General features: G+C 69.7%; 6 protein-coding genes and 1 pseudogene. 5 read left to right on the forward strand and 2 right to left on the reverse strand.

The genetic code is table 11. From position 1 onward, the window contains the following. Positions 1–2: 2 nt before the first annotated feature. The 4 genes and pseudogenes from ACWGDB_RS07145 to ACWGDB_RS07160 form a co-directional block, all read left to right on the forward strand. Entirely contained in the window at positions 3–4,976 is a 4,974-nt protein-coding gene (locus tag ACWGDB_RS07145; protein WP_453821485.1) for an amino acid adenylation domain-containing protein, read from the forward strand. Positions 4,977–5,061: 85 nt separating this feature from the next. After that, positions 5,062–8,445 (forward strand): amino acid adenylation domain-containing protein, encoded by a 3,384-nt coding sequence (locus tag ACWGDB_RS07150; protein WP_453821486.1) that lies wholly within the window; start codon positions 5,062–5,064, stop codon positions 8,443–8,445. A 98-nt stretch (positions 8,446–8,543) separates the two neighbouring features. Further along, the gene (locus ACWGDB_RS07155; protein WP_453821641.1) at positions 8,544–9,257 is read left to right on the forward strand and encodes an alpha/beta fold hydrolase; all 714 of its coding nucleotides are present in this window, start codon (positions 8,544–8,546) and stop codon (positions 9,255–9,257) included. A 50-nt stretch (positions 9,258–9,307) separates the two neighbouring features. After that, positions 9,308–9,470 (forward strand): annotated as a pseudogene (locus ACWGDB_RS07160) (EamA family transporter); the annotation flags it as partial. A 102-nt stretch (positions 9,471–9,572) separates the two neighbouring features. Here ACWGDB_RS07160 and ACWGDB_RS07165 read toward each other — a convergent pair. Further along, positions 9,573–10,937, reverse strand: coding sequence for an MFS transporter (locus ACWGDB_RS07165; RefSeq protein WP_453821487.1), 1,365 nt, complete (start codon positions 10,935–10,937; stop codon positions 9,573–9,575). A 9-nt stretch (positions 10,938–10,946) separates the two neighbouring features. Next, positions 10,947–12,350: a hypothetical protein gene (locus ACWGDB_RS07170; RefSeq protein WP_453821488.1), complete on the reverse strand. Its 1,404-nt coding sequence runs from the start codon at positions 12,348–12,350 to the stop codon at positions 10,947–10,949. 302 nt (positions 12,351–12,652) lie between these two features. Here ACWGDB_RS07170 and ACWGDB_RS07175 point away from each other — a divergent pair, with 302 nt between their 5' ends. Further along, positions 12,653–13,801, forward strand: a complete 1,149-nt coding sequence (locus ACWGDB_RS07175; protein WP_453821489.1) for a GNAT family N-acetyltransferase — start codon at positions 12,653–12,655, stop codon at positions 13,799–13,801. Positions 13,802–13,999: the final 198 nt, after the last annotated feature.

Raw genomic sequence — 13,999 nt, forward strand, 5'->3', positions numbered from 1 at the left:
TCATGGCGCCGACCACCCTCGTCGCACTGTGGGAGCAGCAGGCAGCCGCGACACCCGACGCGGTCGCCGTCGTCGCGGGAGCACACCGCGCCACCTACGCCGACGTGGACCGGCGGGCCACGGCACTCGCCGCCGAGCTGCGGGTACGCGGCATCGGACCGGAGGACCTGGTCGGCGTCTGTCTCGGCCGCTCGGTCGAGATGGTCGTGGCCCTGCTCGGCATCCTCAAGTCGGGCGCCGCGTACCTGCCGCTCGATCCGAGCTACCCGGCCGACCGGCTGCGGCACATGACCACCGACTCGGGGGCGGGGCTGTGGCTGTGCGACACGGACCACCGCGCGCAGGCCCTGGCGTCCGGCGTGGCCGACGTCCTGCTGGTCGAGGACATTCCCGCGGAACGTGAAGACGTTCGCGCGGAACCTGCCGCACAGGTGGCCCCGGTGGCACACCCGCACCACCTGGCTTACGTCATCTACACCTCCGGTTCGACGGGCCTGCCCAAGGGCGTGGCCGTCGACCACGCGGCGCTCGCCTCGTTCCTGCGGAGTGTGGCCGAACGCCCCGGCCTCGGGGCGGACGACAGGGTCCTCGCGCTGACCCCGCTGTCGTTCGACATCTCGATCCTGGAGCTGTTCCTGCCGCTGACCCGGGGAGCGACAGTGGTGATGGCGCCGCAGGCCGCCAACACCAACCCCGAGCTGCTGGCCGCCACCATCGCCGAGGCGGGTGTGAGCGTCGTACAGGCGACTCCCACCACCTGGCGGATGCTGCTGGCATCCGGCTGGACGGACGGGCACGGCCGCGTGCTGCTGTCGGGCGGCGAGCCGCTCGATCCGCAGCTTGCCCGCGACCTGCTCGCCACCGGCGGCACCCTGTGGAACCTGTACGGGCCGACCGAGGCGACGGTGTGGGCCACCGCCGCCCGTATCGACGCCGTGGCCGACCGGGTCACGGTCGGCACGTCGCTGTCCAACACCCGACTGCACGTCGTCGACGAGGATGGGCGGGAGGCCGGCCCAGGAGTCACCGGCGAGCTGTGGATCGGCGGCTCGGGTGTGGCGCGCGGCTACCTCAACCGTCCCGCGCTGACCGCCGACCGGTTCGTGCCCGACCCGTTCGGAGACCCCTCCGGGCGCCTGTATCGGACCGGCGACCTCGCCTGCTGGTCCGCCGGCGGCATGCTGGAGGTGCTGGGACGCAACGACCACCAGGTCAAGGTGCGCGGCTTCCGCATCGAGCTCGGCGAGATCGAGGCCTGTGTGCGCAGCCACCCCCTCGTCACCGACGCGGTGGTGGTCGTCGACCGCGAGGCACCCGGCGGCGACCAGTTGGTGGCGTACCTCGTGCCCGCGCACGACGCGCGGAACGTATCCGAGGAGCGGCATGTATCCGAGGACCTGCCCCGCCAGGTCCGTGACCACCTCGCGCAGCGTCTGCCCGCCCACATGGTGGCCCAGGGCTACGCAGTGCTCGACGCGCTGCCCCGCACCCCCGCGGGCAAGACCGACCGCGGCGCCGTGCAGCGGCTCCCGCACGGCCCGGTCCGGGCGCGCGGGCCGATGCCCGACGCCGCCCCGCTGCCGCCGCACACCGCGGCGGTGTGCCGCGTGTGGGCCGAGGTGCTCGGGCTCGACGACGTGTCCCCGTACGACGACTTCTTCGGCCTGGGCGGCCAGTCGCTCACCGCGGTACGGGTCGTGGCCCGGCTGCGTGCGGAGCTCAATCTGCCGGTCGACGCCCAGTCGGTCTTCGCGCATCCGACGCCCACCGCGCTCGCTGCCACCCTGGACGGCATGGCGCCCGCGGACGACGAGCCGATTCCCGCGGCGGCGACCGCCGAACTCTCCTTCGGCCAGGAGCGGATCTGGTTCTTCGAGCAGCTGAACGACGCGGTGCCCGCCTACCACCTGCCGGTCGCCCTGGGCATGCCCGGCGGTCGCGTGGACCTGAACTTGCTGGAGGACTGCCTGTCCGCGCTGGTGCAACGGCACCCGGCGCTGTGCACGGCCCTCGTCGGCGTCGACGGCCGGGTCCGTCCCGAACTGCGCGAGCCGGGACCGGTGCCGCTGCGCCGCACCGAGGTCGCCGAGGAGGACCTGGACGCGCTCGTGACCGAGCGGATCCGCGCCCCCTTCGCCCTCGACCGCCCACCGCTGCTGCGGGCGGACGTGCTGCGCACCCCGAGTCGGGACGTTACGTTGCTGACGCTTCATCACATAGCTTGCGACGGCGCATCGGTGGACCTGATGGTGCGGGAACTGGGCGAGCTCTACACGGGGCTCGCCGCCGGCCGTCGCCCCGCCCTGGCACCGCTGCCCGTGACGTACGCCGACTACGCGGCATGGCAGCGCGAGCGAGTCACCGGCGCCGAGCTGGAGCGGCTGCTCGACCACTGGCGCACCCGCCTGTCCGGAGTGCCCGTCCTGGAGCTGCCGACCAGCGGCCCCCGGCCGGCCGTCGCAAGTCACCGCGGACGTCGCGAACTACTGTGCATCCCGGCCGACTTGGCGCACCAACTGCGCACGCTGTGCCGGGCCGAGGGTGTCACCCTGTTCATGAGCCTGCTGGCCCCGTTGCAGGTGCTGCTCGGACGGTACGCCGACGAGAGCGATGTCGCCGTCGGCACTCTGATAGGCGGCCGACCTCGCCCGGAACTGGACGATGTGGTCGGCTACTTCGTGAACACCGTCGTCCTGCGCACCGACCTGTCCGGTGACCCGACCTGGCGCGAGCTGCTGGGCCGGGTCCGCGAGGTCGCGCGACAGGCGTACGCGCATCAGGAGCTGCCCTTCGAGAAGCTCGTGGCGCAGCTGAGCCCGGAGCGCGATCTGAGCCGCAACCCGCTCTTCCAGGTGCTGTTCGCCCTGCACGAGGAGCCGAGGGCCGGTCACCTCACCGAGCTGTACGACCGCAAGGAGCTGGAGGGACGGCTCGGCACGGCCCGCTTCGACCTCGCATTCGACGTGACGGACCACGCCGCCGGGGCCGGTGACCTCAGCATCTCCATCGAGTACGCCACCGACCTGTTCGAAGCCGACTTCGTCAGGGGCCTCGGCCGGCACTTCCTGCGGGTGATCGAGCAGATGGTGTCCGGCGCCACGGCCCGACTGTCCGAGCTGGAGATCGTCTCGGGCGAAGAGCTTCGTGCCCTCTCCATCGGCAACCTGGCCGAGCCGCTGCCCGGGCCGACCACCCTGGTCCGCTTGTGGGAGCGCCAGGTGCGGACCACCCCGGACGCGATCTGCGTCGTGGGCGACGGCCGGTCGCTGACGTTCGCCGAGACCGATGCGCGGGCCTCGGCCCTGGCCCGGGAGTTGCGTGCCGGGGGCGTGCGCCCCGAAAGCCTGGTAGGCGTTTGTCTGGAACGGTCGGTGGAGCTGGTGGTCGCCCTGCTGGGCGTGCTGAAGGCTGGCGGTGCCTACGTGCCGCTCGACCCCGGCTACCCGGCTGACCGACTGCGGTACCTGCTGGCCGACTCGGGCGTACGCCTGGTCGTCGCGGACCCGGGGCACCCCGCGTCGGCCCTGTTCGGCGACGGCGTGCGGGTCGTGGCGGTGGACCAGGAGCCCGGGGTGGATCCCGGACCGGCCGAGGAGGCACGGCCCCACCACCTCGCCTACGTGATCTACACGTCCGGCTCGACCGGCAACCCCAAGGGCGTCGCGATCACCCACGCCAACATCACCGGGTTCCTGGAGTGGAACCAGCGGCTATGCCGGCTCACCGGGCAGGACCGGGCCCTGCTCAACCACTCGGTGGCGTTCGACAACTCGGTCTGGGAGATCTTCCAGTGCCTGGTGTCCGGCGCCGAACTGCACCTGGCGAGCCCCACCGCCGCCTACGACCCCGAGGAGTTCCTGCGCGAGGTCGCCGAGCGCGGCATCACCACGCTCAACGCGACGCCCTCGCAGATGCGGATCCTGCTGGAGTCCGGTACGGATCCCGCTCCCCGACTCGGCTCCGTACGCCTGGTGTTCACCGGTGCCGAGGCCGTGCCGCACGATGTGGCCCGCCGCATCCTGTCCTCCACCGCGCCGGGATGCCAGGTCTTCAACGAGTACGGGCCCACCGAAGCGACCGTCACCTCGGCGTTCTGCCCGATCACCGAGGAACTGCTCGACCGGCACAGCCATCGCCCGAGCGTCCCCTTCGGGCGGGCGACCGACAACGCGCACCTCTACGTGCTGGACCCGCGGCTGCGCCCGGTCGCCCCGGGCTGTCGCGGTGAGCTGTACGTCGGCGGCAGCGCGGTCGGCCGCGGCTATCTCGGCAGGCCGGCCCGCACGGCAGCGGCGTATCTGCCCGACCCGTACGCCGGGGAGCCCGGCGCCCGTATGTACGCCACGGGCGACGTGGTCCGGTTGTTGCCCGACGGAAATCTGGTCTTCCTCGGCCGCAACGACCACCAGGTCAAGGTGCGCGGTTTTCGCATCGAACTCGGCGAGATCGAGTCCGCACTCCAGAGCCACCCGGCCGTCGCCGACTGCGTGGTGGCCGTACGCCGCACCAGCACCGATGTGGACCAGCTGGCGGCCTACCTGATCCTCGAGCATCCCGACCGGCCCACCCCGGACCCGGCGGAACTGCGCGCCTACCTGGCGGAGCAACTGCCGCCGTACATGCTGCCGCAGAGCTACACCGTGATCGACGAGATCCCCCTCACCCCGAACGGCAAGGTCGACCGCACCGCGCTGCCCGTCCCGCGCCCTGTGCCCGCCCCGGCCCCCGCCACCCGCCGGGCCGTCACCAAGCAGCAGCTCCTCGTCGCCGATGTGTGGCGGGAGTGCCTGGGCGTCGAGGAGGGCTTCGGGCCGCAGGACGACTTCTTCGACGTCGGCGGCACCTCGTTGACCATCACCACGGTCGCGGGCCGACTCAGCGAGCGAATCGGGCGCCGGGTCCCACCGGTGCTGGTCTTCAGAAACCCCACCGTCGCGGGCCTCGCCGAGGCCCTGGAGGCGGACGCACAGCGATGAGCAACACCGACAGCACAAGTGTCGTCCTGGTCGAGCACCGGCACCCTGCGGATGCGGGCTCCACGACCTGTATCGAACTGACCCAATGAACACGCAGATCAACACCGCCAACGTCATCGAGATCCCGGGTTCCCCGCCGTACGACCGTACCGGCCTGGCGCGCCCTGCCACACAGACCAGATCACGAGACACCAGCGAGGGACGTGACAAGATGACCCCCGGCGAAGATGAACTGGGAAAGATAGTGGCTTCCAGGAGTCCCGCACCCGTTTCTGGCTATGACCGTGTGCGACACGGAGTCCACAACCTTCGGCGTGCTGACGTCATTGCCGATCCGCAACTGTACTGGAACGCGATTGCGGAGCTCCCGTCGATCTTCTACGACGAAGTAGGAGGTGTCTGGGTCTGCTCCGGCTATTCCGAAGCGGCCGAGATCCTCTCCAACGGCCGGGTCTTCTCCTCTGCCCGTCATCATGCCCCCGGAGATCTGCAGCAGCGCGGCATGGAACATTTCCTGCCGACCGCAGAAATGCTTTCGGCGCAGTTCCTGTTCAGCGATCCGCCCGAGCACACCAGAATCCGGGACGCGCTGCGCGGGCAGTTCACCCGGGCGAGCGTGCGGCGGCACGATGCCGCGATGCGGGACATGGTCGCCGAGTTGCTGCGCTCGTTGCCCGACCATGGGACCGTCGACGTTGTAACGGACTTCGCCGAGCGGTTGCCGACACGCCTGATGACGTATCTGCTGGGCATGGACGGCCGGGGCGAGGAACTGACCCGATGGGCGGATGCCTACGAGCGGCTGCTGAGCAGTGTGTCCACGTTTCCCAGCCGGACGGACATCGAGATCGTTCCGGTTATCGACGAGGCACTCGCCGGGCTGCGCCGGCTGACGGCCGAGCGTTTGGTCACGCCTGGTGACGACCTCCTGTCCGCCCTCGCGACCGGTCTGCAGGGCGACTTCAGCCCTTGCCCGGTTTCCTCTGGAGAACCGCCCGAGGAACTACTGCAGTTGGTCGCGGCCAACGCCATGGTTTTGCTCGCCGGCGGCTATCAGACTCTCACTCACCTGGTATCCACCGGTCTACTGCTGCTCGCCGAGCAGCCTGAGCAGCTCAAGCGACTGCGCGCCGAGCCGTCCCTCATCGACTCCGCGGTGGACGAGCTGATGCGCATCGACGGATCGAGTCAGTACGTGGGACGCCATGTGGTGCGCGATGTCGAGGTCGGGGGAACGCGGCTCAAGGCCGGAGCGAGCGTCATCGTGCTTCTTGGCGCTGCCAACCTCGACCCGCGGAAGTTCACGGAGCCGCTCGTCTTCGACATAGGCCGCAGGGAGGGGCGTCACCTGGGCTTCGGAGCGGGAGCGCACTACTGCCTCGGCGCGCCCTTCGCGGAACGACTGGCCGGATGGGCGATTCAGGGCTTCATCGAGCAGTACCAGGAGTTCACTCCGCTCGACGGGCCGTCAGACGCCGTCCTGTGGGGGCCGCATGGCAACACGCGGTCCCGGGCCCACGCCGGGATGACCGTTCAGCGCGGCCCCAGGGAGAACGCGCCCGGCATCGACCCACCGGATGGCATGCAGGATGTCCCCCAAGAGCCGACGACGCCCACCGAACTCGAACGGCACCAGCTGATCACCCAATGGAACGAAACCGGCGCCCTGGCTGGCACCTCCGCCTCGGTCTGCTGGCATCTGCTGTTCGAGGAACGAGCCCGTCTGACACCGGACGCCACGGCGGTCGAAGACCAAGGCGTGCCCTACTCGTACGCCAGGATCGACGCGCTCGCGAACGGCAACGCACACCACCTGCGCGAGCTCGGCATCGAACCCGAGTCCGTCGTCGCCATCACCATGCGACGATCCGTGGACCTCGTCGTGGCGCTGCTGGCGGTCGCCAAGGCGGGCGGCGCCTTCCTGTTGGCGGACGCCGCGTGCCCCACCGAACGCCTGAAGACGATGCTCGAGCAGGCCCACGTGCGGGTGGTCCTCACCGACGACATGACGGCCGACCGGATCGAAGGGCTCGATGTCTCCGCGGCTGTCACCCTGTTGGACAGGGCCACTCCGGCAACCGAACCGCCGATCACAGGTGTCATGCCGGGCAACACCGCGTACGTAGTGTTCACCAGCGGCACCACAGGGCAGCCGAAACCCATCGTCAACAGCCATGAGTCGCTGGCGAACCTGCACATTGCCCAGCGACGTGTGTTCCAGGTGCGTCCCCAGGACAGGGTCTTGCAGTTTTTGTCCCTGAACTTCGATGGCTGCATATTCGAGATCATGATGGCGCTGCTGTGCGGAGCGCCCCTCGTCCTGGCGAGCACCGAGGAGCTCATGCCGGGCCCGTCCCTGGCGCGCCTGTTGCGCGAACGGCGGGTGACCATCGCAACCATGACCCCCTCGGTGTGGGCCGCGATTCCCCATGTGGAGCTACCCGATCTGCGCATCGCTGCGTTCGCCGGCGAGCGGTTGCGCGGCGATCTGGTGCGCCGATGGCGGGTGCCGGGACGCCGGTTGCTCAACCTCTACGGGCCCGCGGAGGCCGCGATCTGGTCCACGTGGCACGAGTGCTCGGACGACGACACCCCGCCGATCGGGCGGCCGGTTCATGGAAAACGTGTCTATGTGCTCGACGACGACCGGCAACTACTGCCCGTCGGCTGCCCTGGCGAGCTGTACATCGCAGGGGTGGGCGTCGGTAGATACCTCGGCCGCCCGGAGCGTATGGCCGACTCCTTCGCCCCGGACGTGTTTGCCGACGAGCCGGGACGACTGCTGTACCGGACCGGCGATGTGTGCGTGTGGCGCGCGGACGGGGTCCTGGAGTACGTGGGCCGTCGCGACCGACAGGTCAAGATTCGAGGGCAGCGGGTGGAGTTGGACGAAGTGGAGCGCATCCTGGAAAGGGCACCAGGGGTGGACGCGTGCCTCGTCACGGAACGCGACGGTCGGCTGACGGCCATCGTCGTGCCCTCAGCGCCTGGTGCATGGCGTGAGGCCGATGTACGCAAGTACCTCGCGGCGCACCTGCACACCGGGATGGTCCCCGCGACGTTCACCCTCGCCGAACGGCTGCCCATCACCCGCAATGGCAAGGCGGGGCACGATGCGCCGGAGCAGGCTCACGCCCAGGCGCTCGAACCGGACGGGGGCGGGCCGGCCGCGGCGTCCCCGCGCGGAGTCTCTCAGCCCACCGAAGACCGCACCCAAAGCACCGACGAGCCCTCACACATCACCTGGGAGCTTGCCCGTCTCTTCTCGTCCTGCCTGGGCTTGCCGCAGGCGGCCGTCAAGGTGGACACCGACTTCTTCTCGGCAGGCGGAGACTCGCTGGCCATGGCCGAGTTCATGGTGTCCGCCGAAGAGCGCTATGACATGGAGATCCGAGTGGAGGAACTACTCACGGACCCCACGCTGGCCGGTGTAGTGCGGTTGGTGGGCCGGCGGAAGGAAGCGCGGTGAGCGGGTTTTCGGGCGCGGAGCCGAGTGGGCTGCGGGTCAGGCCTGCCGTCAGCAAGGTGGGCGGCGCAGACACTGCGGCGGCTCGTCCGGTGGTGTTCGTGCACGGTTCCATGGACCGCAGCATCGGCTTCCGGCGGGTTGTGGACCACCTCCCGGGGCGTCCGGTTGTCGGCTACGACCGGCGCGGGTGGGGCCGTTCACGAGCGATGGGCGGTCCGACCGTGTCCATGGAGACACATGTCGACGATCTCTGTGCAGTCCTGGCAGAGCTGGACGCGCCACCCGTGGTGGTAGGCCACAGCTATGGCGGGCTGGTGGCGTTGGCCGCTGCCGCACGCCTGCCGGAGTCGACCGTGGGCGTCGTCGCGTTCGAGCCTCCGGTGCGGTGGCTGCCGTGGTGGCCTGCCTCCGACCCTTGGGAGGAAACGGTCAGCCGCGGCGCAGCCGACGGAGGACCCGAGCAGGCGGCTCGCGCGATGCTCACCGAAATCCTCGGCCGGACAGGTCACTTGGTGCTCGCTCGTGCGCAGCCGGCGGATCTCGCTGCCGACGGAGCGTCTCTGTTGGCCGAGATGGCGGATCCGACCTTCAATGTGCCGTTCTTCGACCCGCTGGACGTCCACACGCCCACCGTTGTCGCCGCCGGCTCCCTGTCCGCCCCCCATCACCATGAGGTCGCTCGACGACTCGCGGACCTGCTACCGCACGGTCAGTTCGTGGAGATCCAGGACGCACGACATGCCGCCCACGTCAGTCATCCCCAGGAGTTCGCCCGCCTGATCGACAAGCTCGAACAGGCACTGCAGGCTTGAGAAGCGGCAAGGGGAGGCACGACCGCGGCGACCGAGGAGTAGCCGTGCCGACGATGCGTCGGACATCGCCGGACGGGTCCCCGTCCCGGGTCAGCCTGCTGCTAGGCACGGAACCGCTGTGGGCCGCCGCGGCCGGCATCGCCGCTAGGCAGCCACCGGCTCGGCGCGCTCGGCCTCGCGGGCTGCGCGCCGGTGACCGGCCGGACGGCATGAGGCCGCAGGGCCCGGGCTGACGAAACGCCGACCGCCGCCCGGTGTGCTGCCGGGCGACGGTCGGCGTCGAGTGCGATGCGCGCTCAACAGGCGCGGGGATGCTCAGCCGATGGGGTCGCCGTCGAGCTGCTCCGCGGGGGCGCCGTCCCCGGCCGGTGCGGCCTTGCTCGTGGTCGCGGCCCGTCGGTCGAGGCCGAGCACGAGCGGTACGGCCAGCACACTGATCGCGGTAAGGAACACCCAGGGCAGCGCCGCACCGCCCTCCAGCAGCGCTGTGAGCAGCGCCGGCGCGAGGGCACCGCCGACCGACCAGGACATTTGGTAGACGCCCAGATAGCGGCCCCGCAGATGCTCGGGCGCCATCACCACGCTCAGTTCGCTGGTCGGCGGCGAGCCGAGGATCTCGGCCACGGTGTAGAGCACCATCGCGATCAGTAGCCCGGCGATCACCGCCCAGCCGGGCAGCACGAGGAGCGTGCCGAAGACGACGAACGCAGCCGCGTTCAACAGCAGGGCCAGCACCAGCACCGTCACCGGCCCGCGGGCCTCGATCCACCGACTGGCGAGCGTCTGGAGCAGCGCGACCATGGCCGTGTTCAGTACGACGAGTGCGCCGACGATCCAGGAGCCGACTTCGAGGTTGTCCGCCACGTAGGCGGCGAGCAGCACCGTGATCACCGCGGAGGAGAAGGCGAAGGAGAGGTTCGTCGCGACCAGCCGCAGATACCGGGTGTCCTTTAGCACGGTGCGATAGCCGCCCCAGGGCTGTCCGGTGCGTTCGCCCTGTGGCTGCTCCGGCTCAGCCGGCTGCGGCTCTGTGTGCCCGGCGTCGGCTGCCTCGCTCGTGTCCGCGCCCCGGAAGGTGATCACGAGCCAGCCTGCGACGGCGAAGGAGACCGCGTTGATCACCATGACGGCCCGCAGCCCGGCGACGGTTCCGATGCTCAGAGCCACCGCGGACGCGGCGCCGCCGAAACCGATGCCGACATTGCGCAGGGCACGGACGAAGCCGAACCAGCGGGCACGCTCGTCGCCGGGGGCGACCAGCACGATGAGCGGACTGTTGCCCATCCAGAAGGCGGTGGCACCCAGTTGCACCACGAACTGCCACAGCACGATCTGCCAGGACGCGTGCGAGAACAGGAAACCGATGAACCCGGCCACCGAAACCCAGTTACCGACAGCGACCACAGTGCGCGGACCGAATTTGTCCAACAGGGGCCCGATCAACGGCGGAACGGGCAGGGCGAGCAGGTGGCCGGCGGTCAGCGCGGCACCGACGGCGACCAGTGACAGCGACGTCGTCTTCACGAAAAAGACGACGGTGAACGCCATCACCAACCCGTTTCCCAGGCTGTCGATCAGATTGGCCGTGACGAATCGGCCTTTTCCTGCGAGGTCCGGCAGCCCCCAGGCCGTCTGAATCCGCCGCCACGCCGAATGCGTGGGGGTCTGCTGCGGCACCATGAATTCTCTTTACTTCGCCGCGTCGGCGGGCAATTCGCCCGCGGCAGGCACCTCGCCCCAGGCGGACAGCTCGCTCTGATGGAAGACGGTTGCGTAGCGCGCCTTGGCATGTGACGTGCCGGTGATGATCCCGCCCGAACCGGCCGGTACCACCCTGGCGTCTGCTCCTGCACAACCACGCGGCGTGTAGAACATGCCATAGACCGCATGCCATTCCTCGGTTTTCCCGGATACCGGGTCCACCACAAGCTCAGGCCGGGGGATCACTCGCTGTTGTACGACACATCCTTCGACGGCGGAGTTCTCCAGAGCCCGCCGCCAAGTGGCGTCGTCGGTTTCCCAGCCCACCACGGCGCCGAATCCGCCCCCGCGTGCGTTGACCTTCAGGATCAACTGCTCGCGCCGCTCCAGGCATTCGTCGACGAGGTCGCTGTCGGTCTTGAGTACGTCAGTGTTGATCAGCCGGGTCCAGGGCAGCACGCGGTCGATGAGCCGGCACTCGTCCTCGCTGAGGTCGCGTCGCCGCGCCGGGTCCGAAAGCAGTGCCATACAGGCCTTGTTGGCGAACATGGTGCTGGAAAGCGGGGTCCACAGCAGCGTCCCGCCCGCCCGGTGCGCACGCAGCAGGGGTGCGACCAGGACCCAGCCGTCGGGTTCCTCGGCGATCTGGTCCGGGACGAAGGAGCGGTAGACCACGTCGATCTTCGTGTCCCCGAGATAGAGCGCCCCGCCGCGTTCGTGCACGTCGGAGACCTCGGCCACCAGGATGTCGAGGCCCGCCCGGCGCAGTGAGGCCTGGAAGTTGAGCCAGAGTTCGCCGTAGTCCGTCAGACCGCCGCGCCATTCCAGCAGGGCCACCACCGGGTCGCGCCCCGGTGCCACCCGGGCGCCGAAGCGGCGCAACGCCTCCACCACGGCGCGAACGGGATGCACGTAACCGAGCCTGTTCCGGCGCGCGAAATCGGCGAAGGCGTCGACCTCCAACGCAGCCCCGGACATTTCACTCGCAAGGCCCCAACCGCCGGTCTCGCTCCCCAGATTGGTCTCGAGGAGCTTGAATGACGTGCCGTCGTGGTACATGTCGGCCCGGCCATAGTACGGCGGCAGTAGGTCACCGAACCGCCGTATCGCTTCCCAGCCGCCGTCGCTGATGCCGAGCACCGACCGGAATGCGTCCAGATCGCCGCCGAACATCCGGTTCGGCAAGGAAAAGAGGATGTCGACGAGGTGCTGCAGGTCATCGGCGAATTCGCGAATCTCGCGCTCAGCGACAAAGAGGGGCCTGGCCAAATTCTCGCCATGCCAAGATGCGAGCGTCGGGAAGTCCTTGATGTGCTGGGCGACCGTACGCAAGGCACTGCCCGGTGTGCGGAACTCCTCGTTGTACTGGGCTACTACCCGCTCCGCCGACATGAGGTCTCCCTGCTCGATGGTGACTGGGCCCCTCGGCCCGCAGGGGGCACCATTTCACCCCGGTTCGCAGTGCGACTCAATTGCGGCTCAATTGTCGACCAACGGCCCCCGTGGACACTGAACATCTGTGTTAAGACTGGAATGACCGAACAGCGGAAGAAGAACAGTTCTGCAACCACGGGGGAACGCTGTGCGGGCCAGGCCCGCGGCGGTTCCGTACGCCCCCGGCGAGCCCGCCAACCCCGCCGCGGCCGCCATGGCCGGCCGGCCAAAGTTCGGCACACTCAGCATGGGAGGCTCAATTGCCCGCCACGACGGACACTTTCGCCGACGCCATCGGCGGCCTCGGGGACACCGAGTGGGACCGCCTCGCCGGCGGCAGGTTCTACTCGTCGGCGATGTGGCTGCGAGTGTGCGCCCTCGAGCCCGGGGCGGTCTCCGGCGGATTGCACGTGGAGACCCCGGGCGGCGGCCGGGCCGCGGTCCCCGTGGCGGCGGTGACCGAAGAGCCCACCCCAGACCTGCGGTGGCACGACCTGCTTGCCGCGCGCGGCCTGCCGACGCCCGAGCCGGGCGGCCTGCTCATCGGCCAGCGCCGCGGCTACCTGGCGCACCTGCTGACCGGCGAGGGAGCCGATCGGACCGAGGCCGCCGCCGAGGTGCTCGAAGCGGTCCGCGCGTTGCGCTCCCCCCTGCACGAGGAGTCGAAGATCGCCCGCGTGGCGATGTACCTGACCACCGAGGACGTGGGGGCGCTGCGCGCGGCGGGGGTGCGGACCGCCCCGGTCGCGCTGACGACCGACGCCTGGATCGAGATCCCGCCCGGCGGCTACCACGCCTGGTTGGAGTCGCTGTCGGCGCACCGGGCCCGCCGTATCCGCAGCGAGATACGAAAGTTCGAGAGGGCCGGATACGAGATGGAGCACCGGACGCTCGCCGAGTCCTGGCAGGACGTCGCCCGGCTGCTGGCCCGTTCGCTACTGCGCTATGGCAGAACTGTCGATGTCGCCCCGATGGCCGAGTCCTTCCGCCAGCAGGGTGAACTCGCCGGTTCGCGCGCCGAAGTGGTGCTGTGCTCGCGCCCCGGCGAACCGCCGGTCGGCTTCTGCCTGTACTACCGCTGGGACGACACCGTGTACCTGCGGGGGCTCGGCCTCGACCACGACCGACTCGCCTCGGCCGCCGAGTACTTCAACCTCACCTACTACATGGCGGCGCGGCTCCCGGGAGCGCGCCGGATTCACGCGGGCACCGAGACCGCGGAAGGAAAGGCACTGCGCGGTGCGAAGCTCCGGCCGCTGTGGCTGCTGGACCTGTCCGAGGACAGCCCGCTGGCCGGATACGACGAGGAGATCCACGAGCACAACCGCGCCCTGCTCACCCGCCTGCGCGACTCCTCACCCGCGGTTTCCGACGCCCTGGAGTACGAGCTCTGGGAGCCGTACTGCTGAGGCCAACTGCCAGCGGGTCTGTACACGGACCGGTAGCCGGACCGGCACGGGTCCGCGCTGTAAGCCGACTTGAACCGCGCTTGAGGCGCAGCTCCTATCGTCCCCACTAAATGACGACCTCGGCCCGAGGCCGACTGTGGCCGTTGGATGCACGAGCCCTCCATCCGGCGTTCCACGCTCGCACTCGTCCACACCGGT

The sequence above is a fragment of the Streptomyces sp. NPDC055013 genome (genome assembly GCF_053608645.1).